This window comes from Rhodococcus sp. MT28, from assembly GCF_058792695.1.
In genome coordinates, this window is record NZ_JBXAFD010000005.1 from 531,528 (window position 1) to 554,063 (window position 22,536).

General features: G+C 62.8%; 19 protein-coding genes and 2 tRNA genes. 14 read left to right on the plus strand and 7 right to left on the minus strand.

Translation table 11 applies throughout. The features are described 5' to 3' along the window. Positions 1–54: 54 nt before the first annotated feature. The gene (locus tag AC1Q6C_RS22410; RefSeq protein WP_003944688.1) at positions 55–1,185 is read right to left on the minus strand and encodes a PQQ-dependent sugar dehydrogenase; all 1,131 of its coding nucleotides are present in this window, start codon (positions 1,183–1,185) and stop codon (positions 55–57) included. 90 nt (positions 1,186–1,275) lie between these two features. On the opposite strand from AC1Q6C_RS22410, the gene AC1Q6C_RS22415 reads away from it, so the two are divergent. Continuing rightward, positions 1,276–2,103 carry a DoxX family protein gene (locus tag AC1Q6C_RS22415; protein WP_003944742.1) on the plus strand — a complete coding sequence of 276 codons (828 nt, stop codon included), beginning with the start codon at positions 1,276–1,278 and terminating at the stop codon, positions 2,101–2,103. A gap of 68 nt (positions 2,104–2,171) precedes the next feature. Here AC1Q6C_RS22415 and AC1Q6C_RS22420 read toward each other — a convergent pair whose 3' ends face one another. The 3 genes from AC1Q6C_RS22420 to AC1Q6C_RS22430 form a co-directional block, all read right to left on the minus strand. After that, a complete protein-coding gene (locus AC1Q6C_RS22420; RefSeq protein WP_003944693.1) occupies positions 2,172–3,707 on the minus strand; it encodes an amino acid permease in 1,536 nt (511 codons plus the stop codon). A gap of 768 nt (positions 3,708–4,475) precedes the next feature. After that, the gene (gene ilvD, locus AC1Q6C_RS22425; RefSeq protein ID WP_007729361.1) at positions 4,476–6,317 is read right to left on the minus strand and encodes a dihydroxy-acid dehydratase; all 1,842 of its coding nucleotides are present in this window, start codon (positions 6,315–6,317) and stop codon (positions 4,476–4,478) included. A 72-nt stretch (positions 6,318–6,389) separates the two neighbouring features. Continuing rightward, the gene (locus tag AC1Q6C_RS22430) at positions 6,390–6,911 is read right to left on the minus strand and encodes a PH domain-containing protein (protein WP_039973093.1); all 522 of its coding nucleotides are present in this window, start codon (positions 6,909–6,911) and stop codon (positions 6,390–6,392) included. Between the two features lie 266 nt (positions 6,912–7,177). Here AC1Q6C_RS22430 and AC1Q6C_RS22435 point away from each other — a divergent pair, with 266 nt between their 5' ends. From AC1Q6C_RS22435 to AC1Q6C_RS22480, 10 genes are all read left to right on the plus strand, one after another. Further along, positions 7,178–9,118: an acetolactate synthase large subunit gene (locus AC1Q6C_RS22435; protein ID WP_030535411.1), complete on the plus strand. Its 1,941-nt coding sequence runs from the start codon at positions 7,178–7,180 to the stop codon at positions 9,116–9,118. After that, complete coding sequence (gene ilvN / locus AC1Q6C_RS22440; protein ID WP_003944718.1) at positions 9,115–9,618, plus strand: acetolactate synthase small subunit; 504 nt, start codon at positions 9,115–9,117, stop codon at positions 9,616–9,618. Before AC1Q6C_RS22435 ends, ilvN begins: the two co-directional genes overlap by 4 nt. A gap of 53 nt (positions 9,619–9,671) precedes the next feature. Beyond that, positions 9,672–10,673: a ketol-acid reductoisomerase gene (gene ilvC / locus AC1Q6C_RS22445; protein ID WP_030535412.1), complete on the plus strand. Its 1,002-nt coding sequence runs from the start codon at positions 9,672–9,674 to the stop codon at positions 10,671–10,673. 250 nt (positions 10,674–10,923) lie between these two features. Next, on the plus strand, positions 10,924–12,516 hold the full coding sequence (serA, locus tag AC1Q6C_RS22450; protein WP_003944758.1) for a phosphoglycerate dehydrogenase: 1,593 nt from the start codon (positions 10,924–10,926) through the stop codon (positions 12,514–12,516). Between the two features lie 74 nt (positions 12,517–12,590). Continuing rightward, positions 12,591–13,604, plus strand: coding sequence for a 3-isopropylmalate dehydrogenase (locus AC1Q6C_RS22455; RefSeq protein WP_003944691.1), 1,014 nt, complete (start codon positions 12,591–12,593; stop codon positions 13,602–13,604). A gap of 84 nt (positions 13,605–13,688) precedes the next feature. Further along, entirely contained in the window at positions 13,689–14,462 is a 774-nt protein-coding gene (locus AC1Q6C_RS22460) for a fumarylacetoacetate hydrolase family protein (protein WP_230359751.1), read from the plus strand. 391 nt (positions 14,463–14,853) lie between these two features. Next, a complete protein-coding gene (locus AC1Q6C_RS22465) occupies positions 14,854–16,014 on the plus strand; it encodes an alkane 1-monooxygenase (RefSeq protein ID WP_030535413.1) in 1,161 nt (386 codons plus the stop codon). Positions 16,015–16,087: 73 nt separating this feature from the next. Next, positions 16,088–17,563, plus strand: a complete 1,476-nt coding sequence (gene gltX, locus AC1Q6C_RS22470) for a glutamate--tRNA ligase (protein WP_230359752.1) — start codon at positions 16,088–16,090, stop codon at positions 17,561–17,563. A 156-nt stretch (positions 17,564–17,719) separates the two neighbouring features. After that, positions 17,720–17,791, plus strand: a tRNA-Gln gene (locus AC1Q6C_RS22475). Positions 17,792–17,887: 96 nt separating this feature from the next. After that, positions 17,888–17,960, plus strand: a tRNA-Glu gene (locus AC1Q6C_RS22480). A 139-nt stretch (positions 17,961–18,099) separates the two neighbouring features. On the opposite strand, the gene AC1Q6C_RS22485 is transcribed toward AC1Q6C_RS22480, so the two are convergent. The 3 genes from AC1Q6C_RS22485 to AC1Q6C_RS22495 all read right to left on the minus strand — a co-directional run bounded on the left by AC1Q6C_RS22485 (position 18,100) and on the right by AC1Q6C_RS22495 (position 19,641). Beyond that, positions 18,100–18,297 (minus strand): DUF5302 domain-containing protein, encoded by a 198-nt coding sequence (locus AC1Q6C_RS22485; RefSeq protein ID WP_007729345.1) that lies wholly within the window; start codon positions 18,295–18,297, stop codon positions 18,100–18,102. Positions 18,298–18,380: 83 nt separating this feature from the next. Further along, positions 18,381–18,884, minus strand: coding sequence for a pyridoxamine 5'-phosphate oxidase family protein (locus AC1Q6C_RS22490; RefSeq protein WP_003944740.1), 504 nt, complete (start codon positions 18,882–18,884; stop codon positions 18,381–18,383). A 55-nt stretch (positions 18,885–18,939) separates the two neighbouring features. Next, complete coding sequence (locus AC1Q6C_RS22495; protein WP_007729342.1) at positions 18,940–19,641, minus strand: IclR family transcriptional regulator; 702 nt, start codon at positions 19,639–19,641, stop codon at positions 18,940–18,942. A gap of 158 nt (positions 19,642–19,799) precedes the next feature. Here AC1Q6C_RS22495 and leuC point away from each other — a divergent pair, with 158 nt between their 5' ends. The 3 genes from leuC to AC1Q6C_RS22510 all read left to right on the plus strand — a co-directional run. Further along, complete coding sequence (gene leuC, locus AC1Q6C_RS22500) at positions 19,800–21,221, plus strand: 3-isopropylmalate dehydratase large subunit (protein ID WP_230359753.1); 1,422 nt, start codon at positions 19,800–19,802, stop codon at positions 21,219–21,221. Positions 21,222–21,249: 28 nt separating this feature from the next. After that, a complete protein-coding gene (leuD, locus tag AC1Q6C_RS22505) occupies positions 21,250–21,858 on the plus strand; it encodes a 3-isopropylmalate dehydratase small subunit (protein WP_003944724.1) in 609 nt (202 codons plus the stop codon). 157 nt (positions 21,859–22,015) lie between these two features. Beyond that, the coding region (locus AC1Q6C_RS22510) for an HU family DNA-binding protein (RefSeq protein WP_492666816.1) at positions 22,016–22,536 on the plus strand (521 nt) is incomplete at its 3' end.

A 22,536-nucleotide genomic window follows, 5' to 3' on the forward strand; every position in this document is an offset into this window, starting at 1 on the left:
TACGCATCTGTGCATGTTCGGTCACGGGATCCGTGACCGAACAGACATGGCGGCTCAGTCGATCCCGCCGCTGCCACTCGGCATCGGGATCTTGACCACCTTGTCGTCGTTCGGACCCGGCTCGCCCGCGGTTTTGTTTATCGTGCTCGCCCACATCAAACCGTCGGATCCGAGTGCCAAACCGCCCAGCTGGCCGTACGTGTCTTTCGCCACTGCCGACGGCGCGGTCGTGACGGCACCTGTTCCTGGATCTGCGGCCAGCGCCGAGATCGCTTTGCCGGCCCCCAGCGCGACAGCTACCACTCCCTGCGCCGCGATGCACCCGCCGACTCCGGGTCGGTCGGGCCACGTCCACGCGGGGGATGTCACCGTGCCGTCGGCGCCGACGCGTTGGAGGCGATCCTCGAGAGTGGTTCGGTCCGTGACCCACGTCGCGATTCCCGGATCGACGCACACGCCGCCGCCGTTTCCGATTCCGGACAGAACAACTTCCGGGCGAGGCGGCGCAGCGTTGGGTGTCAGCGATCGGACCCGCAAGAGTTTCCCCGCCAACGAGGCGGGATCCTGAGCAACCGCAGGGTTTCCGGTATCGCCTGTCAGAACCATGAGCTGGTCCGGGGCCGCGAACTCCAGTGACCCGCCGTTGCCGCTCGCGCCGCGCGGGATTCCACCGAGTACTTCCTTGGCGGTGTCACCCGGAGCGATGCGGACCACCCGGTTGTCCGTTCCGGTGGTGACGTAGGCATAGATCAAGTTGTCTTCGACAAACGTGGGGGAGAGTGCGATGTCGAGCAGGCCGCCGTCACCGCTGCCGTCGACGTCGATCTTGGCTACCTCGACCGGTGTCGTGTTGGGAGCTACCTGCATGATCCGGCCGGTCCGCCGTTCGGCGACCAGTCCGGAGTTCCCGTCCGGGAGTGTGACGAGCCCACCCGTGGTGTCGAGACAGGTTGCGATCACGGCGGTGTCGGCATCCTGACACGGTCCGAGGGGGCCGGTCCGCGGCGCCGGCGGCGTGGTCGACGGCGGCGGGTTCTCCGGCTGCACTTCCGCGCTGGCCTGGTTGGTCGGTTCGGGTGTGAACGGCGAGGCAGTCGATTCGTCGAAGTCGGCGCAACCTGCGAGCAACGATGTCCCGAGCACCAGCGCCAGTGCGCCCAGCGCTGCATGCCTACCCGTAGTCATGCCCAAGACGTTACGTAATGCACGGCAGATGCCGCCACGCCGGACCAAGGTTCCCCGTCGAGTTCGTGAATCGGTCATAGGCTCACCTACGTGACTGACGAGCGAAAAGATCCCAGCGAGTTGTCGGATGCGGACAAGCCGACGGGCAATGTGTCCAGTCCGTATGATTCGCCCACCGAACAATTTCCGACGGTGAGCGCCAAGAATCCGTTGCCGCGGACCGACGACGATCTCGATTTCGGTTCCACGAACGCCAACTCCCTGACCGAACAGATACCGACATACCGAGCACCTGGCGCGGATCAGCCGACCGTGGCACTCGAGCGTGAGACGGCGTACGACGCTCCGATCGCCGCCGTCCCCACCGCCGAAGCCGTGGCAGGTACAACTGAGTCTCCGCGGGGCCGAGGCACTCTCGACCTCGGGTTGCTTGCACTGCGATTGGCCGTCGGTGGAACTGCGTTGGTGCACGGTCTGCAGAAGTTGACCGGTATCTGGAACGGGCCGGGGCTGAACGGGTTCGAGTCGATGCTGGCGGACGCCGGGTTCCAGCAGGCGAAGTGGATGGCGATACTCGGCGCCGTCGGTGAAGTTGCAGGTGGCGCCCTCCTGATCCTCGGGTTGCTGACTCCCGTTGCGGCAGCGTCGGTTCTGGCGGTGATGATCAATGCGTGGGCGCTGCGTCAGGCGAGCGCACCCGGCCTGGAGTACTTCGCCCCGGCCGGGACCGAGTACGAGATGCTGCTCGGAATCTGTGCGGGCGTCATCATTTTGACGGGACCAGGTCGTATTGCGCTCGACGGTCGTCGTGGCTGGGCAACTCGTCCGTTTATCGGATCGCTCGTGGTTTTGATCCTCGGTATCGCTGCCGGCGTCTGCACCTGGATCTTCCTGAACGGTGCCAATCCGCTCATCTGAAACTCGCGCCGTCGAACAAACGAACCGCCGCTCTCCGAATCGGAGAGCGGCGGTTCGTTTGTGAAGGATCAGTCCTTGACGAGTACCGGGTCGGCGTTCGCGGACGGGATGGCGGTTCCGTCCTTGAGTTTGCGACCGAGGACCGACTTGCGGTGACCGTAGGCGAAGTACACGAGCACACCGATGGCCATCCAGACGAGGAACCGGATCCAGGTCTCGACCGAGAGGTTGAGCATCAGCCAACCGCAGGCGAGCACGGCGACGATCGGAACGAACGGCACCAGCGGGACGCGGAATCCGCGCGGCAGGTCGGGGCGGGTGCGGCGAAGGACGATGACACCGACACAAACCAGGACGAAGGCGAACAGCGTTCCGATGTTGACCATCTCTTCGAGCGTGCCCATCGGGAAGAAGGCTGCCAGGACGGCGACGATGCCACCGACGATCAACGTGATGCGCATCGGGATGCCCTTGGCGTTGGTCTTGGCCAGGCTGCGCGGCATGAGTCCGTCACGGGACATGGCGAAGAGGACGCGGGTCTGGCCGAGCATCATGACCATGACAACTGTCGTGAGGCCGGCCAGGCCACCGAAGTTGATGGCGGTTTGTGCCCAACCGATTCCGTTGGCCTCGAATGCGGTTGCGAGGGTGGCGCTGGAATCGCCGACCAGCGGACTGCCGTCCTTGAGTTCGGTGTACTTGACCATGCCGGTCAGTACGAGCGTGACGGCAACGTAGAGAACCGTGACGATGGCGAGCGAGCCGAAGATTCCTCGCGGCAACGACTTCTGCGGGTTCTTGGTTTCCTCGGCGGTGGTGGCGACGACGTCGAAACCGATGAAGGCAAAGAACACGAGGCTGGCGGCTGCGAGCAATCCGTAAGCGCCGTAGCTGCTTCCGCCTGCGCCGGTCAGCCAGGAGAACAAGGTCTGATGGATTCCGCTTGCAGAACTCTCGGTTCCTTCGGACGGCGGGATGAAGGGGGAGTAGTTCTCCTTCTTGATGTAGAACGCGCCCACGACGATGACGAGCAGGACTACTGCGATCTTGATCGCGGTGATGATTGCGGAGACTCGCGAGGAAACCTTGGTGCCGATCGCGAGGATCAGCGTGATCGCGCCGATGATAAGCAGAGCGCCCCAGTCGAAGCTGATCGAACCGATGTGGGCGGTGGTGCTTCCGCTGGCCCCGATGACGTTGCCGAGGTACAGCGACCAGCCCTTGCCGACGACGGCGGACGCGAGAGCGAACTCGAGAATGAGGTCCCAGCCGATGATCCAGGCGGCGAACTCCCCGAACGTGGCGTAGGAGAACGTGTATGCGCTGCCTGCGACGGGGACGGTGGAGGCGAACTCCGCGTAACACAGCGCGGCGAGGCCACAGGCGATGGCAGCGAGAACGAATGCCAGTGAAATGGAGGGTCCTGCGACATTGCCTGCGGTTCGAGCAGTCAGCGTGAAGATGCCTGCGCCGATGACGACGGCGACTCCGAATACCGTGAGGTCCTTCGCGGTCAGTTCCTTCTTGAGCTTTGTCTCAGGCTCGTCGGTGTCCGCGATCGATTGCTCGACGGATTTGGTGCGCCATATGCCGACTCCGGGCATGTATTGCTCCTTGGTTGTTTCCCGTCGACCTTGTGGGTGACGGGCGGTGGCTGACTGTCGTCGTTGTGATGTGCGTCTCAGCGACCTGATGAGGGAACCACTGGTGAGCGCCGTGTGCAAGTCGGCTCGCTCGAACTGACCGAAATGATCACCTGACTGAAAGTCATCCCCCCTCATGTATCTGAATTGATCAGCTGGTGTCTGAAACCCTACGTCCAAGTGAATTCGCTCACGAGCCGGACGCGCGATTCGGTCTGAAATGTCTGATAGCTCATATCGTTCCGTTGGTGCTCCGCGTGTCGCCCGACTATTCGGTACCTGTCGGTCGGTCTTGCTGTCGATGAGTTGCACTGTCGCTGTACCAGCACGTCCCATTTCACCCGTATCGGGGCGACAGGCGAGAGGACCACCGCGTACCTGGATCCGGTCGAGCGTCCATCACGCGTCGTGGCAGAGTGTGTCGGCGACGGGATGATCGGATTGGGTTGTGGTTCAAGCTCATACAACACCGGAGGAAGTACGGCGTGTTCGGACGCAGTCGGTCCCGCGTTCTTCTCCGAAGTGACATGAACCCGACTCTGTCGACCCTCTGCCGTGGCCCGTTGGCGAGCATTCTCGTGGAGCTGAGTTGGTTGCCGCACGTCCGACTGCCCGAAAACCTTGTGTGACTGTCACATCGGCTACGCGCGTCTCGAGCCGCACGCACGCTTACAGAAAAGATCCCCGGCCGAAAGGCGGCCGGGGATCTTTTTCGATTCGTGGCAGAACTTACGGAACGTAGCGAACCGCGCCCTTGTCGGCGGACGTTGCCAGAGCGGCGTAGGCGCGCAGTGCTGTCGTCACGGTGCGCTGACGATCGACCGGCTGCCACGGGCGCTCCGAGGCCTCCATCTTCGCGCGTCGCTCGGCGAGGACGTCGTCGTCGACCAGGATCTCGAGCGTGCGCGAGGCGACGTCGATGCGAACCTGATCGCCGTTCTGGACGAGACCGATGATTCCGCCTGCGGCAGCCTCGGGGGAGATGTGACCGATGGACAGCCCGGAGGTTCCGCCCGAGAAACGACCGTCGGTGATCAGCGCGCATTCCTTACCGAGGCCTGCGCCCTTGAGGAAGGCAGTGGGGTGCAGCATTTCCTGCATGCCGGGGCCACCCTTGGGGCCTTCGTAGCGCACGACGAGAACGTCGCCGGCCTTGATCTTCTTCTGCAAGATGACCGAGACGGCTTCTTCTTGGGATTCGACGACGAGCGCCGGGCCCTGGAAGGAGAACAGTTCCTCGTCGATGCCGGCCGTTTTGAGTATTGCGCCGTCGAGTGCGATGTTGCCACGCAGGACAACCAAGCCGCCTTCGACGGTGTAGGCGTTCTCGACGTCGCGGATACAGCCGCCGGCCGCATCGGTGTCGAGGGCAGACCAACGGTTGTCCGTGGAGAACGGTTCGATGGTGCGCACGCCGCCGGGAGCCGCGTGGAAGAGTTCGATTGCCTCGTCGGTTGCCTTGCCGGAGCGGATGTCCCAGTCGTCGAGCCACTGGTCGAAGCTCTTGGTGTGCACGGTGGACACGTCGGTTTCGAGGAGTCCGCCGCGGCGAAGCTCACCGAGCAGGGCGGGGATTCCGCCGGCGCGGTGGACGTCTTCCATGTGGTAGTCCGAGTTGGGAGAGACCTTGGACAGGCACGGAACCTTTCGGCTGATCGCGTCGATGGTGTCGAGGTCGAAGTCGACCTCGCCTTCCTGCGCCGCAGCCAGCGTGTGCAGGACGGTGTTGGTGGAACCGCCCATGGCGACGTCGAGAGCCATCGCGTTGCGGAACGCTGCCGGGGTCGCGATGTTGCGTGGCAGCACCGACTCGTCGCCGTCGCGGTAGTACTTGAGGGCAGCCTCGACCACGGTGGTGCCCGCACGAGAGAAGAGTGCGTGACGAGCCTTGTGAGTTGCCAGCGTGGAGCCGTTGCCCGGCAATGCGAGGCCGAGGGCCTCCGTCAGGCAGTTCATGGAATTGGCGGTGAACATTCCGGAGCAGGACCCGCATGTCGGGCACGCGCTGCGCTCGACCTCGTCGAGGCCCTCGTCGGACACGGCATCGTTGGCAGAGGCGGAGATCGCGGTGATGAGGTCGGTGGGGGCTTGGGCCACGCCGCCGACGACCACTGCCTTACCGGCCTCCATCGGACCGCCGGAGACGAAGACGGTCGGGATGTTGAGACGCATTGCAGCGTTGAGCATGCCGGGAGTGATCTTGTCGCAGTTGGAGATACACACCAGTGCGTCGGCTGTGTGGGCGTTTGCCATGTACTCGACCGAGTCGGCGATGATCTCGCGGCTCGGGAGCGAGTAGAGCATTCCGCCGTGGCCCATTGCGATGCCGTCGTCGACTGCGATGGTGTGGAACTCACGAGCGACGCCGCCGGCCGCACTGATGGCCTCGGCAACGATCTCGCCCACGTTCTTGAGATGCACGTGGCCGGGTACGAACTGGGTGTACGAGTTCGCTACGGCGACGATCGGCTTTCCGAAGTCGGAATCCGTCATTCCTGTGGCGCGCCACAGGGATCGGGCTCCGGCAGCATTACGTCCGATGGTGGTGGTGCGTGACCTCAACGGGGGCATGGGCGTGTTCCTTATGTGATCGTTGCTGGTCCACTCAAATAGAAGCGAGGGCCTTTCAACGCTACTCGCGTGCTACGGGCGCTTCTCTTCGGGCTGGTCCTGTGTGTTCTCGACGAGCTCGGATTCTGCTTCTGCTTCTGCAGCTGCTTCTTCCTCTTCGGCTTCCTTGGCGGCGAAGGCTTCTGCGGCGGATGCGTAGGGATCGGTGATGCGGCCACCGCTGGCGATCGCGATCTCGGGAAGCCTGACGAAGCTGACCGCAGGCAGGGTCACCTCGGTTCCGTCGGTGAGTTCCGCGCGCGCCCAACTCCGCTTCGGGAAGCGGAAACCCTTGACGTCGTCCCAGGCGAGGGTGCGCTTGGAGAACGTCGAGCGGACCTCGAGGCCGTCAGGGCTGACGGTGGTGCGCAGTCGCGCGACGAGATAGACGGCGATGATCGGAAGGATCAGCAACCAGCTGAAGGCGACGGGCCACCCGAAGATCGGGAAGCTGACCGCGAACAGAAGGAACGCGCACGCCATGTAAGCGAGCTGCGAAATGCGGATGACGTGCCGAAGTGGTTTCGGCGTGTGGGATGATTGAGCCGGTGGCACGGGCTGCTGCGAAGTTGACACCTCTACATCTTCGCATTGCAGCCGATGTATCTCAGATTCTGGGACGGTCGACTCACCAAGTTTGCCGTTCGCGACTAGCGCCTCTACTGTCGAGTGCGTGAAACAGAATGAGTTGCTCGTAATCGGCCGGCGCGTCGTCGCCTGAGTCGATTTTTCAACTCACCAGATAACGACGCGCCACCCTCGCTCAGCAGATGCTGACGGGGGTTTTTTGTTGCCCGGAGCCAGAATCAGAGGATTTCCCAGTGAGCGCACCAACAGCACGGCCTCAACCCACGCCGCGCAAGTCAGGGACACCGAGCCCGACAACCGCGGCTGCCGCAACCCAGACGGCCAACCGTCGCCAGCTCCCGCCTGAGCGGGTAACCGGCGCGCAGTCTGTGGTTCGAGCCCTCGAAGAGCTCGAGGTCGACACGGTATTCGGCATTCCCGGCGGTGCCGTGCTCCCGGTTTACGACCCACTCTTCGATTCGGTCAAGGTTCGCCACGTGCTCGTGCGCCACGAGCAGGGTGCAGGCCACGCTGCCACCGGTTACGCCCAGGCGACCGGCAAGGTCGGCGTCTGCATGGCTACCTCGGGTCCCGGTGCGACCAACCTGGTCACGCCGCTGGCCGACGCGCAGATGGACTCCGTTCCGATCGTGGCGATCACCGGACAGGTGGCGCGCTCGCTGATCGGTACCGACGGCTTCCAGGAAGCCGACATCTCAGGCATCACGATGCCGGTCACCAAGCACAACTTCCTGATCACCGACGCGATCGACATCCCGCGCATCATGGCCGAGGCCTTCTACCTCGCGGCCAGCGGTCGCCCCGGCGCCGTCCTGGTCGATATCCCCAAGGACATCCTGCAGTCGCAGACCACGTTCTCGTGGCCGCCGGAGATGCGTCTGCCGGGCTACCGCCCGGTGACCAAGCCGCACGGCAAGCAGGTTCGTGAAGCTGCACGTCTGATCGCCGACGCCAAGTCGCCGGTTCTGTACGTCGGTGGCGGCGTCATCAAGTCCGACTCCTCGCCGGAGCTGCTCGAATTGGCCGAGCTGACCGGTATCCCCGTCGTCACCACGCTGATGGCCCGCGGCGCGTTCCCGGACAGTCACGACCTCAACTGCGGTATGCCGGGAATGCACGGCACCGTTGCCGCAGTCGCCGCTCTGCAGCGTAGCGATCTACTGATCACCCTCGGTGCGCGTTTCGACGACCGCGTGACCGGTCAGCTGAATTCCTTCGCGCCCGACGCCAAGGTCATCCATGCCGACATCGACCCGGCCGAGATCGGCAAGAACCGCTACGCGGACGTCCCGATCGTGGGCGACTGCAAAGAGGTCATCACCGAACTCATCGAGGCGATCCGTGCCGACATGGCCACGGGCACCACGTTCGACCTCACCGAGTGGTGGGCGTACCTGAACGACATCCGTCGTACGTACCCGCTGAGCTACGACCGTCCCACCGACGGTCAGCTGAGCCCGGAGTACGTGATCCAGACCGTCGGCAAGCTCGCCGGACCGGATGCCATCTACTGCGCCGGCGTCGGTCAGCACCAGATGTGGGCCGCGCAGTTCGTCGGCTACGAGAAGCCGCGCACGTGGCTCAACTCGGGCGGGCTCGGCACCATGGGGTACGCGGTTCCCGCAGCCATGGGCGCCAAGATGGGTATGCCCGACACCGAGGTGTGGGCGATCGACGGCGACGGCTGCTTCCAGATGACCAATCAGGAACTCGCAACCTGCGCACTCGAAGGTATTCCGATCAAGGTTGCCCTCATCAACAACGGCAACCTCGGCATGGTGCGCCAGTGGCAGACACTCTTCTATGAAGAGCGCTACTCCAACACCAACCTCGGAACGCACGGCGCCATCCGCATCCCGGACTTCGTGAAGCTCGCAGAAGCATTGGGCTGCCACGGAATTCGTGTCGAGCGTGAAGAAGATGTCGAAGCTGCGATCCGTGAGGCGCAGTCCATCAACGACAAGCCTGTCGTGATCGACTTCATCGTTACCGCCGACGCACAGGTGTGGCCGATGGTCGCTGCCGGAACGAGCAACGACGAAATCATGGCGGCCCGGGGCATCCGGCCGCTGTTCGACGACGACGAGGCAGTTGCCGAGCCCGCCGTCATCCACGAAGCCATGTCACGCGAGCAAGCCGGACCCGCCGCGGGCACAGGGGAGGATCAGAAGTGAGCACCAGTCACACCCTCAGTGTTCTCGTCGAGGACAAGCCAGGCGTGCTGGCTCGCGTCTCCGCACTTTTCTCCCGCCGCGGATTCAACATCGAATCCCTTGCGGTGGGCGGAACCGAGATCCCCGAGATCTCACGTATGACCATCGTCGTCACGGTCGACGAGTTCCCTCTCGAGCAGGTGACGAAGCAGCTCAACAAGCTGATCAACGTCATCAAGATCGTCGAGCAGGACGGTGAAGCATCCGTCGCTCGCGAGCTCGTGCTCATCAAGGTGCGCGCTGATGCAAGCGTGCGCACGCAGGTCATCGAAACGGTGAACCTGTTCCGCGCCAAGGTGATCGACGTCTCTCCGGAGTCCGTCACCATCGAGGCGACCGGTACTCGGTCCAAGCTGGATGCACTGCTGCGGATGCTTGATCCGTACGGTATTCGGGAGATCGTTCAGTCCGGGGTCGTGGCAGTCGGTCGAGGGCCGAAGTCGATCACGGCCACCCGCTAGTACTTTTAGACACGTAAAAATCCAAGGAGAGGTTGAGAACTGTGGCAGTCGAGATGTTCTACGACGACGATGCCGATCTGTCGATCATTCAGGGCCGCAAGGTTGCTGTGATCGGCTACGGAAGCCAGGGCCACGCCCATTCGCTGAGCCTGCGTGACTCGGGCGTCGATGTGCGCATCGGCCTCAAGGAAGGCTCGAAGTCGCGTGAGAAGGCTGAAGAGCAGGGGCTGACGGTCGGTACGCCGGCAGAGGTTTCCGAGTGGGCCGACGTCATCATGGTGCTCGCACCTGACACCGCGCAGGCGAGCATTTTCACCAATGACATCGAGCCGAACCTCAAGGACGGCGACGCGCTGTTCTTCGGTCACGGCCTGAACATTCACTTCGACCTGATCAAGGCTCCGGAGTTCGTCACCGTCGGCATGGTCGCCCCCAAGGGCCCCGGCCACCTGGTGCGTCGTCAGTTCGTCGACGGCAAGGGCGTTCCCGCGCTCATCGCCATCGACCAGGATCCCAAGGGTGAAGGACAGGCTCTCGCTCTGTCCTACGCCAAGGGCATCGGCGGAACCCGCGCAGGCGTCATCAAGACCACGTTCAAGGAAGAGACCGAGACGGACCTCTTCGGCGAGCAGGCCGTGCTCTGCGGCGGCACCGAGGAACTGGTCAAGACCGGTTTCGAGGTCATGGTCGAGGCCGGCTACGCACCCGAGATGGCGTACTTCGAGGTTCTGCACGAGCTCAAGCTCATCGTCGACCTCATGTACGAGGGTGGCATCGCCCGCATGAACTACTCGGTGTCCGACACCGCTGAGTTCGGTGGATACCTCTCCGGCCCGCGCGTCATCGACGCCGACACCAAGGAGCGCATGAAGGCGATCCTGGCCGACATCCAGTCCGGCGAGTTCACCCGTCGTCTGGTTGCCAACGTCGAGAACGGCAACACCGAGCTCGAGGGCCTGCGCAAGGCCAACGCCGAGCACCCCATCGAGGTCACCGGCAAGAAGCTGCGGGACCTGATGAGCTGGGTCGATCGTCCGATCACCGAAACCGCGTAATTCGCAGTTTCACGCTCCACGTCTCCACTGGCCTGATGCCGCGCCGGTTCAATTACGTTGAACCAGCGCGGCATTGGGCCGGAGTCGTTTTCCGGGTCGTCTGAGTCCGGATTCATATTCCGTCGAGAATTTGCCCGCGAAAGTGTCCACTATGTGGTATTGCCTACCGCGTTGTGGATTCCAAGTGAGCGCGCACTAAACTATCGGTGGTTAAACCACCTTCACACCCACCTAATCAGGGAGTTTGCACGTGAGCCAGCCTGGCCGTCCCGTTGTTCTGATCGCCGACAAGCTCGCGCCGTCCACAGTCGAGGCGCTCGGTGACGGTGTGGAGGTGCGTTGGGTCGACGGACCCGACCGCCCGGCGCTGCTCGCCGCGGTACCCGAGGCCGACGCGATTCTCGTCCGTTCCGCCACTACCGTCGACGCCGAGGTTCTGGCTGCCGGCACCAAGCTGAAGATCATCGGCCGCGCCGGTGTCGGCCTGGACAACGTCGAGATCCCCGCAGCTACCGAGCGCGGCGTTATGGTCGTCAACGCACCGACCTCCAATATTCACTCCGCTGCCGAGCACGCTGTCGCGCTCCTCATGTCGACCGCTCGCCAGATTCCCGCAGCAGACAAGACTCTGCGTGAGAACACCTGGAAGCGAAGCAAGTTCAACGGCGTCGAGATCCTCGGCAAGACCGTCGGCGTTGTCGGACTCGGCCGCATCGGCCAGCTCTTCGCGCAGCGTCTCGCTGCGTTCGAGACCACGATCATCGCGTACGACCCCTACCTGCCCGCAGCGCGCGCAGCGCAGCTCGGCATCGAACTGGTCACCATCGACGAGCTCGTCGAGCGTGCCGACTTCATCTCCGTGCACCTGCCCAAGACCAAGGAAACGGCCGGCCTGATCAACGCCGAGCGCCTCGCCAAGGCCAAGGACGGCGTCATCATCGTCAACGCCGCTCGCGGTGGTCTGATCGACGAAGATGCGCTCTACGACGCACTCGTCTCCGGCAAGGTCCGAGGCGCCGGTCTCGACGTGTTCAGCACCGAGCCGTGCACCGATTCCAAGCTTTTCGAGCTCGACAACGTCGTTGTCACCCCGCACCTCGGAGCATCGACGTCCGAGGCTCAGGACCGCGCAGGCATCGACGTGGCCAAGAGTGTTCTCCTCGCTCTGGCAGGCGAATTCGTTCCCGAGGCTGTCAACGTCTCCGGCGGCCCCGTGGGCGAAGAAGTTGCTCCGTGGCTCGAGCTCGTCCGCAAGCTCGGTCTCCTCGCTGCGACGTTGTCGCCCGAAGCTGTGCAGACCGTGCAGGTTGTCGCCACCGGCGAGCTGTCTGCCGAAACCGTCGACATCCTCGGCCTGGCTGCACTGCGCGGCGTGTTCTCCGCCAGCAGCGATGAGGCCGTCACGTTCGTCAACGCTCCGGCACTGGCCGAGCAGCGCGGCGTGACCGTGTCGGTCGAGAAGCACTCGGAGGCTCTTGCTCACCGCAGCGCGGTCGAGGTGCGTGCAGTTGCCGCCGACGGCACGGTCACGTCGGTCACGGGCGCACTCACCGGTCTGCAGCAGGTCGAGAAGATCGTCAACATCAACGGACGCAGCTTCGACCTGCGCGCCGAGGGCCACAACATCGTCGTTCACTACAGCGATCGCCCGGGCGTTCTCGGTGTCCTCGGCACCGTCCTCGGAAACGCGGGCGTCGACATCCTCGCAGCAGCACTGAGCCAGGATGCCGAAGGCGAAGGCGCAACTGTCATCTTGCGCGTCGATCGCGTCGTCGGTGACGCCGAGGTCGAGGCAATCGTCTCGCAGCTCGACGCTCGCGTCGCCCAGGTCGACCTTTCCTGATTGTTTTTGCTGTGCGCCTTTATCAACCGCCCGCGGTTGATAAAGGCGCACAGTTCTACTGAGATGAGGACTCCATGAAGCTTGCGGTCATTCCGGGTGACGGAATCGGCGTCGAGGTCACAGCCGAAGCGCTCAAGGTGCTCGGCAAGTTGGTTCCGGATCTGGAAACCACCGAATACGATCTCGGTGCCCGTCGCTACAACGCCACCGGCGAGTTGCTCCCGGCGGACGAGCTGGACCAGATTCGTCAGCACGACGCAATCCTGTTGGGCGCCATCGGTGATCCGCGGATCGTCGCACCCGGCATCCTCGAGCGTGGTCTGCTGCTGAACATGCGCTTCCAGCTCGATCATCACGTGAATCTTCGCCCCGCACAGCTGTATCCGGGTGCGCTGTCGCCGTTGGCGGCCCAGCCGGAGATCGACTTCGTCGTGGTTCGTGAAGGCACCGAGGGTCCGTACACCGGAAACGGTGGAGCGATCCGCGTCGGCACCGATCACGAGATCGCAACCGAGGTGTCGATCAACACCTGGTTCGGGGCCGAGCGCGTGGTGCGTTACGCATTTGCCTTGGCGCAGACCCGGTCCAAGCACCTCACCTTGATTCACAAGACCAACGTGCTCTCCAACGCGGGCGCAATCTGGACGCGTGCAATCGAGACCGTCGGTGCCGAGTTCCCGGACGTCGAAACCGCGTACTGCCACATCGACGCGGCCACGATCTACATGGTCACCGACCCGTCGCGCTTCGACGTGATCGTCACGGACAACCTCTTCGGTGACATCATCACCGACCTCGCCGGCGCCGTAACCGGTGGCATCGGTTTGGCCGCAAGCGGAAACATCGATGCCTCGGGTACCAACCCGTCGATGTTCGAGCCCGTTCACGGCAGTGCTCCGGACATCGCCGGCAAGGGAATCGCTGATCCCACCGCCGCGATCCTCTCGGCCGCACTGCTTCTTCGCCATCTCGGACGCGAGGACGACGCCGCTCGGGTAGAGGCTGTGGTCGCTGCCGACCTGGCTACCCGCGGCGAAGGTCCCATCTCCACAACGGAGATCGGCGACCGGATCACTGCAGCGCTGTAAGGAATTCTTTCACGAGACTGACGCGCGTGAGCCTTTCGGCTTGCGCGCGTCAGTCGTTTCCGGCACCCCGATAGACTGGCCGGCATGCGTCTTGGTCGAATTGCCAGTCCCGATGGTGTTGCGTTCGTCAGTATCGAAGGTGAAGAGGATGCCCTCGTCGCCAAGGAAATTGCGGAGCACCCGTTCGGGAACCCCACATTTACCGGCCGAAGTTGGCCGCTCGCCGATGTCCGTCTGCTGGCTCCGATTCTCGCCAGCAAGGTGATCTGCATCGGCAAGAATTATGCAGATCACATCGCGGAGATGGGCGGAGAGGCTCCCGCGGACCCCGTGATCTTCCTCAAGCCCAACACGTCCATAGTTGGCCCGGGTGCCCCGATCGTCTTGCCTCCCACCTCGAACGAGGTGCACTTCGAGGGTGAACTCGCGGTCGTCATCGGTCAACCGTGCAAGGACGTTCCGGCGGCGAAGGCGTTGAGCGTGGTCCTCGGTTACACGATCGCCAACGACGTGTCGGCGCGAGATCATCAGCGTCACGACGGGCAGTGGACGCGCGCGAAGGGCCACGACACTTTCTGCCCACTCGGCCCCTGGATCGAAACCAGTCTGGATGCGTCCGACGTCGACATCAAGACCGAGGTGAACGGTCAGGTCAAGCAGGACAGCAGCACGGCTTTTCTCCTCCACGACATTCCGAAGATCATCGAGTGGATCTCGGCGGTGATGACTCTCTTGCCTGGCGACGTCATCCTCACCGGCACCCCCGCCGGAGTAGGCCAGATCGTCGACGGCGATTCCGTGTCGGTCACGGTCTCGGGGATCGGCACGCTCACGAACCCGGTGACCGCCAAGAGCTGATCCTGACCCGGTTCGTTCAGTCACGCGACTACGGAGGCCCCATCCAACCGGATGGGGCCTCCGTCGTGGTGTGAGGTCGAGAGGTGTCTGTCGCAGAAAAGTTGCAAGATGGTAACTATCGCCAGTGGATTGATCGGGATTGCCAACCGACTCGAAGAAATCAGGCTCCGGGACTGACCTGCGGGTTTCATGACCCAGGCGAAGCTTCGCCTCTGATCCTCCTGGCGTTATGTCGGATTTGGCCAGGTTGGGAGAGTTCGCCATACGGTTTGCTGTCGCGGCCCGTAACAGACCAAATTCCCTGAAATGTAACGCTGAGCAGTAGGGTGACCGATAACTGGATAGAAGCCGATGGGGCAATCGAGTGGATTGCGCAGAAACGTGGTGATACATGACGACCTTCGCGGAAGCCTCCCGGACAGCGGCAGGGCAAGCGCGGAACGGGCAGCGGCCGGTGTGGCGAGACAAGAAGCGCTACCTGTGGCCACTGGGTTTGCTGGTTCCTCTCAGCCCGTTCGCTGCGTGGTTCCTGGTCGACAAATTCAGTCTCGGGCTCTTCTGGGCCATCGGGGCGTGGCTGATCGTCATCGTCATTCCCCTGATCGATCTCCTGGCGGGCGAGGACGGTAACAGCCCACCGGACGAAGCGATCCCTGAATTGCAAGAGGATCGTTTCTACCGCTGGTGCACGTACTTGTTCCTGCCCCTCCAATACGTCGGGCTGGTGTTCGTCGCGTGGTGTTGGGTGAACGCGCCGATGGCGGCGGGGGAGAAGTTCGCGCTCGCGATGACTGCCGGCGTGGTTGCCGGTGTGGGGATCAACGCGGCGCATGAATTGGGGCACAAGAGTGAGAAGCTCGAGAAGTGGCTCGCGAAAGTAGCGCTCGCGCAGTCCTTCTACGGCCATTTCTACGTCGAACACAACCATGGTCATCACGTCCGCGTCGCGACGCCGGAGGATCCGGCCAGCTCGCGGTACAAGGAAAACTTCTGGTTCTTCTTGCCTCGCAGCGTCATCGGCGGCCTGCGCTCGGGATGGCGGATTGAAAGCGCTCGTCTGAGGCGTCAGGGGAGACGGACGTGGAGTTACCGCAACAACATCCTGAACGCGTGGGCGATGAGTGTGGTTCTGTTCGGCAGTCTGATCGCCGCGTTCGGCTGGGAAATTGCGCCGTGGCTCGCCGTTCAGGCAATTGCAGGCTTCACGTTCCTCGAGACCGCCAACTATCTCGAGCACTACGGCTTGCTACGTGCGAAGCGGCCTGACGGCTCGTACGTCCGGTGCTCGCCCGAGGACAGCTGGAACAGCGACCACGTCGTCAGCAATCTGTTCCTCTATCAACTTCAGCGTCACAGCGACCATCACGCGAATCCGCGTCTGCGGTACCAGAGCCTGCGAAGTGCGGCCGAAGCGCCGCAACTTCCAGCGGGTTACGCAGTCATGATCGTCTGCGCGTGGGTGCCGCCGCTGTGGCGAAAGGTCATGGACAAGCGACTGCTGGCCTACTACGACGGCGACATGACACGCATCAACGTCCTGCCGGGTAAGTGATCGGCCGGATGGAGGAAGGGCTGCCGGACTAACCTGTAGTACGACCATCCATCATCGCCGAGCCAAGTGAGCCATGACCAACAGCGAAGTACGCGTCCGTTTCTGTCCGTCACCCACCGGAACCCCGCACGTGGGTTTGGTGCGCACCGCCTTGTTCAACTGGGCATTCGCACGACACCACGGCGGCACATTCGTGTTCCGTATCGAAGACACCGATGCGCAGCGCGACAGTGAAGAGTCCTACCAGGCCATCCTCGACGCCCTCCGCTGGTTGGGGCTCAATTGGGACGAAGGCCCGGAGGTCGGTGGGCCGCACGCACCGTATCGCCAGTCCGAGCGTCGCGACCTGCATCTCGACGTTGTTGCCAAGTTGCTGGCCGCGGGCGAGGCCTACGAGTCCTACTCGACGAACGAGGAGGTCGAAGCGCGACACAAGGCGGCCGGACGCGATCCGAAGCTCGGATACGACAACTTCGATCGCGAGCTCAGCGACGAGCAGCGCGCTGCCTACATCGCCGAGGGGCGCAAGCCCGTTGTCCGCCTCCGGATGCCCGATCATGATCTGACCTGGAACGACCTGGTGCGGGGCGAGACCACGTTCAGGGCAGGCACCGTTCCGGACTTCGCGCTGACTCGCGGCAACGGCATTCCGCTGTACACCTTGGTCAACCCGGTCGACGACGCGTTGATGAAGATCACCCATGTACTGCGCGGCGAAGATCTGCTGTCCTCGACTCCGCGTCAGCTCGCGTTGTACGAGGCATTGATTCGTATCGGTGTCGCCGATTTCACACCGTCGTTCGGGCACTTGCCTTTCGTGATGGGTCAGGGCAACAAGAAGCTTTCCAAGCGCGATCCCGAGTCCAACCTCTTCATCCACCGCGATCGGGGCTTCATTCCCGAGGGATTGCTGAACTACCTGGCTCTGCTCGGGTGGAGCATCGCCGACGATCACGATGTCTTCTCGCTCGACGAGATGGTTGCGGCCTTCGACGTCTCCAAGGTCAACTCCAATCCTGCCCGCTTCGACCAGAAGAAGGCCGACGCGATCAATGCCGAGCACATTCGTCTGCTCGAGCCGGCCGACTTCGCCGGTCGTCTGAAGTCGTTCCTGGTGGAGCACGGACACATCGGCGCCGACGTCGACGAAGCGACGTTCACTGTTGCGGCGGACCTCGTGCAGACGCGCATCGTCGTCCTGTCCGACGCGTGGGATCTGCTGAAATTCCTGTTCGTCGACGAGGCGTCGTTTGCTCTCGATCCGGCCGCGACGGCAAAGAACTTGAAGGAAGATGCCGGTCCGGTTCTGGACGCGTCTCTTGCGGCGCTCGATGCCATCTCAGAGTGGTCGGCGGCCAGTATCGAGGAAGCACTCAAGAAGGCCCTCATCGAGGATCTGGAGCTCAAACCGCGTAAGGCCTTCGCTCCGGTTCGGGTCGCGATCACGGGCTCTCACATCAGCCCTCCGCTGTACGAGTCGATGGAATTGCTCGGTCGTGAGGTCTCGCTCGCTCGGTTGCGCGCCGGTAGGGCAGCGGTAACCGCCTAGATCGGACGGTCTTCCGGCCGAAAATGAAGCAAAAACCTCCTGTGACCATACGATTTGGTATTTGGGGCAGGGGTACTGGTAATCTTCTTTTCGGCCGGAGACGAGCCGCCGAGCACAACAGCGAAGCGGATCGAGCAAGGCTGGTGAGCAAGACCTTGGGGTATGGTGTAATTGGCAACACAGCGGTTTCTGGTACCGCCATTCTAGGTTCGAGTCCTGGTACCCCAGCGGAAATCCGGTCGATTTTGTGGCCGGACTCAGACAAGCTAAGCTTGCTGAGCATCCAAGAGCAAGACTGAAATACCACGTTTAAAAGCGTGTCCTGGCCCCGTCGTCTAGCGGCCTAGGACGCCGCCCTCTCAAGGCGGTAGCGCGGGTTCGAATCCCGTCGGGGCTACAAAGGAAAGACCCTCCGATCATTGATCGGGGGGTCTTTTCGTATGTGCGGGAAATGTTTCCGGCGATGCGAAAAACGATCACCCCCAGTCGAATTCGACTGGGGGTGATCGTCATCTCACTCTGTTGTCCGCGATCGGTTATCCGCTCTTACGGCGGAACTCTCGCTTGTGATCGGCCGGGCCATGCGTGTTGTGGACCTTGGACTGTCCGTCGCGATGGTCGGTCGATTTGGCGTTCTGATGATTCTTCCGTTCGAGGGCCTCACGGAACTTTCGTTTGGTTTCCTCCGATTGGGATTCGGGTTCGGACGGGGTGTTGCTGTCGAGATCGCTCATATGCTCACTCCTTGTTGTTGGGCCTGTTGGTGAAACTACGCCGGCCCGAATTCGATTGCTCGTGATTTTTCCGCTCACGAACCTCAGGGCTGCGGCGGCGGTGCGGTAGAGCCGGAAAGAGGCATCGCAGGCATCCCGAGCTTGCGGTGATCCCACGAACGAGTTCGATCGGGAACGAACCGTACCGCGACGCGCTTGTGGAGCATCGCGTCGACGGCCGGGCGGAGATCGTCGGTGTACGGGCCCGTGTACCGCTCCCAGACGCTGATTCCCACAGCGAAGAGGGCTTCCGGATCTTCGACGATGACCCCGGTACCCTCCATCGAGACTCCTCGGAGCGTGTCGTACGTCTGACCGTCTTCGATCAGGACGGACATTCGGGCGTCCCGGCGAAGATTGACGGCCTTCTGCGACTTGGCTTTGGTCTCGAACCAGATTTCGCCGTCGACTATCGCGAACCACATCGCGATCAGGTGAGGCATTCCGTCGGCGCTCAACGTCGCCATCGTTGCCGTACGGCTCTTTTCGACGAAGCTCGAGATTTCGGCCTCGGTCATCGTGATCTGACTACGCTGCTTTCCTGCCATGGTCGCGTCGTACTCCTACGTGCTCGAGGATCTGAAGGCCTTACTGTGTCACGAATTACAGACGCTTGTGGAGCGCTTCGGCAGCTGCGAGAAGGTCCGCCGCCCAGCGGGCTCCCGGTCGTCTACCCATCCGATCGATGGGGCCGGAGACCGAAATCGCGGCAATGACAGCGCCTGCCGAGTCTCGGACGGGAGCCGCGACGCTGGCGACACCGGGCTCACGTTCGGCCGCGCTCTGTGCCCAGCCGCGCCGGCGAACCTCGAGGAGCACTCGTTCGCCGAACGACGCATCGGCGAGGACGGTCCGTTGGGTTTGTGGATCTGCCCATGCGAGAAGGACCTTGGCGCCGGATCCGGCGTTCATCGGCAGTCGGGCTCCGACGAGCACCGTGTCACGCAGGCCGGTCGGTGGTTCCATCGACGCGACGCAGATGCGTTGTGTGCCTTCGCGACGGTACAGCTGGACGCTTTCGCCGGTGATTTCGCGAAGGCGGGGGAGGATGAGTCCGGCCGCAGCAATGAGTGGATCATTAGCGGTGGCAGCGAGTTCGGCGAGTCCGGGCCCTGGGCACCACTGACCGTCCGAGTCGCGAGTGAGGAGTCGATGGACTTCGAGACCGACGGCGAGTCTATGGGCGGTCGCGCGCGGCAAACCGGTTCGTGCACAGAGTTCGGTGAGGCTGCACGGTTCCTCAGCTACTGCATGAAGCACGCCCATTGCTTTGTCCAGGACGCCGATGCCGCTATGCTGTCTCATAGGTCGATACCAGTTTCTCGCATAGTGGGATGCTACCGCATTTCCTGGAGGGATAGCGCATTTCCTCGGGACAGTCTGCATCTGCTGTGAAGGCTGGGGACCTACTTCACGCGCGGCGGGCCAGCCCGTAGTCCGCCGACGCGAGGCTACGTACAGAGGTGGAAGACATGGCACAGAAAGCACGCACTCTCGCCGAGAAGGTGTGGGACGACCACGTTGTCGTGAAAGGGGAGGGGCAGGATCCCGACCTCATCTACATCGATCTCCACCTCGTTCACGAAGTGACGAGCCCCCAGGCATTCGACGGACTTCGCCTGGCGGGACGCCAGTTGCGCCGTCCCGACCTGACGATCGCCACCGAGGACCACAACGTTCCGACGATCGACATCGACAAGCCGATCGCAGATCCTGTGTCCAAGACTCAGGTCGACACCTTGCGCCGAAATTGCGAGGAGTTCGGAGTTCGCTTGCACCGCATGGGCGATCTCGACCAAGGCATCGTGCATGTGGTCGGACCGCAGCTCGGCCTGACGCAGCCCGGAACCACCGTGGTGTGCGGCGACAGTCATACGTCGACGCACGGCGCATTCGGTGCGCTCGCAATGGGAATCGGCACCAGCGAGGTCGAGCATGTGATGGCAACGCAGACATTGTCGTTGCGCCCCTTCAAGACCATGGCGATCACGGTCGACGGCGAGCTGCCTCCCGGCGTCACGAGCAAGGACTTGATCCTGGCAGTCATCGCCAAGATCGGCACCGGCGGCGGCCAGGGCTACGTACTGGAGTACCGCGGCGAGGCCATTCGCAAACTGTCGATGGAAGCTCGTATGACCATCTGCAACATGTCGATCGAGGCCGGAGCCCGCGCGGGCATGATCGCACCGGACGAGACCACTTACGAGTTCATCAAGGGCCGTCCGCATGCACCGTCCGGCGCAGAGTGGGACGAAGCCGTCGCCGCGTGGGAGTTGCTCAAGACCGACGAGAGCGCGGAATTCGACAACGAGGTTCACATCGACGCAAGCGCATTGACGCCTTTCGTCACGTGGGGAACCAATCCGGGACAGGGTGCGCCGCTCGGCGACCGTGTGCCTGATCCCGAACTGATCGTCGACGAGAGCGAGCGTCAGGCAGCCGAGAAGGCGCTCACCTACATGGGTCTCGACGCCGGTATGCCGCTTCGGGATGTTTCTGTCGACACCGTGTTCGTCGGTTCGTGCACCAACGGACGCATCGAAGACCTGCGCGCAGTGGCGGAGGTGCTCGAGGGTCGCCATGTCGCAGAGGGCGTTCGGATGCTCATCGTTCCCGGCTCGATGCGGGTGCGGGCTCAAGCCGAAAGCGAAGGTCTCGGTGAAATCTTCACAGCGGCAGGGGCTGAATGGCGCCAGGCCGGTTGCTCGATGTGCTTGGGAATGAACCCTGACCAGCTTGCTCCCGGCGAGCGTTCGGCATCGACGTCCAACCGGAATTTCGAAGGCCGACAGGGTAAAGGCGGCCGGACCCATCTGGTTTCCCCGCTCGTCGCGGCTGCCACGGCGGTCCGCGGAACGCTCTCGGCACCGGCCGATCTGGTCTGACCCACTTACCATCTCGAGGAGAATTTCGATGGAATCCTTTACCACGCACAAGGGTATCGGCGTCCCGCTGCGACGCTCGAATGTCGATACCGACCAGATCATCCCTGCCGTGTACCTGAAACGGGTGACGCGCACCGGATTCGAGGACGGGCTGTTCGCAGGCTGGCGTACCGACCCCAACTTCATTCTCAATCTGGCTCCGTACGACAAGGGAAGTGTCCTCGTGGCCGGTCCCGATTTCGGCACGGGCTCTTCGCGTGAGCATGCCGTGTGGGCTCTCTCCGACTTCGGATTTCGGGTCGTCATTGCTTCCCGGTTCGCCGACATCTTCCGCGGAAACGCCGGAAAAGCCGGTCTCGTAGCGGCACAGGTCGAGCAGAGCGACGTCGAATTGCTCTGGAAGTTGCTCGAAGAGCAGCCCGGATTGGAATTGACAGTAGATCTCGAGAATCGGACCGTCAGCGCCGGAACTACGGTGGTGCCGTTCAATATTGACGACTACACACGGTGGCGTCTGCTGGAGGGTCTCGACGACATCGGACTGACATTGCGGCAGGTAGACGCGATTTCCGAGTTCGAAAAGTCAAGGCCTTCATGGAAACCGACTACCCTTCCAGCCCGAATTTCGCAGGGCTGAACCGAAATCCGCAACTCCGCGCGGGAAGAGAAATAGGTCACCATTTCGCAGTCACGTTGAATGAGAATTGGCGTGGCACATAGACTCTTGCCGTTATCAGGTTTACCGTGGTTCTCAGTCGGTCCGACGGTGGACCACAATTAGCGGAGGAATTTCAATGAACAAGGCAGAGCTCATCGATGTTCTGACTGAAAAGCTGGGTTCGGACAGGCGCACAGCGACCGACGCAGTGGAGCACGTCGTGGACACCATCGTCCGCGCCGTCCACCGTGGCGAGAGCGTGACCATCACCGGCTTCGGAGTCTTCGAGCAGCGTCGTCGTGCAGCACGTGTTGCACGCAACCCGCGTACGGGCGAGACCGTCAAGGTCAAGCCGACGTCGGTTCCGGCTTTCCGTCCGGGTGCGCAGTTCAAGGCTGTTATCGCTGGTGGACAGAAGCTTCCGGCCACCGGCCCGGCAGTCAAGCGTGGCGTAGCAGCACCGGCCACCAAGGCTGCAGCCAAGAAGGCTGCTGCCAAGAAGACCGCAGCCAAGAAGGCTCCGGCCAAGAAGGCTCCGGCCAAGACCGCAGCCAAGAAGACGGTTGCCGCGAAGGCTCCCGCCAAGAAGGCTCCGGCCAAGACCGCAGCCAAGAAGACGGTTGCCACCAAGGCTCCGGCCAAGAAGGCTCCGGCCAA

Bases quoted from the DNA above. Each gene is read 5' to 3' on its own strand.
- AC1Q6C_RS22410 (WP_003944688.1), bottom strand. From the start codon at position 1,185: ATGACTACGGGTAGGCATGCAGCGCTGGGCGCACTGGCGCTGGTGCTC.
- AC1Q6C_RS22420 (WP_003944693.1), bottom strand. From the start codon at position 3,707: ATGCCCGGAGTCGGCATATGGCGCACCAAATCCGTCGAGCAATCGATC.
- ilvD (WP_007729361.1), bottom strand. From the start codon at position 6,317: ATGCCCCCGTTGAGGTCACGCACCACCACCATCGGACGTAATGCTGCC.
- ilvC (WP_030535412.1), top strand. From the start codon at position 9,672: ATGTTCTACGACGACGATGCCGATCTGTCGATCATTCAGGGCCGCAAG.
- AC1Q6C_RS22455 (WP_003944691.1), top strand. From the start codon at position 12,591: ATGAAGCTTGCGGTCATTCCGGGTGACGGAATCGGCGTCGAGGTCACA.
- AC1Q6C_RS22460 (WP_230359751.1), top strand. From the start codon at position 13,689: ATGCGTCTTGGTCGAATTGCCAGTCCCGATGGTGTTGCGTTCGTCAGT.
- AC1Q6C_RS22465 (WP_030535413.1), top strand. From the start codon at position 14,854: ATGACGACCTTCGCGGAAGCCTCCCGGACAGCGGCAGGGCAAGCGCGG.
- gltX (WP_230359752.1), top strand. From the start codon at position 16,088: ATGACCAACAGCGAAGTACGCGTCCGTTTCTGTCCGTCACCCACCGGA.
- AC1Q6C_RS22485 (WP_007729345.1), bottom strand. From the start codon at position 18,297: ATGAGCGATCTCGACAGCAACACCCCGTCCGAACCCGAATCCCAATCG.
- AC1Q6C_RS22490 (WP_003944740.1), bottom strand. From the start codon at position 18,884: ATGGCAGGAAAGCAGCGTAGTCAGATCACGATGACCGAGGCCGAAATC.
- AC1Q6C_RS22495 (WP_007729342.1), bottom strand. From the start codon at position 19,641: ATGAGACAGCATAGCGGCATCGGCGTCCTGGACAAAGCAATGGGCGTG.
- leuD (WP_003944724.1), top strand. From the start codon at position 21,250: ATGGAATCCTTTACCACGCACAAGGGTATCGGCGTCCCGCTGCGACGC.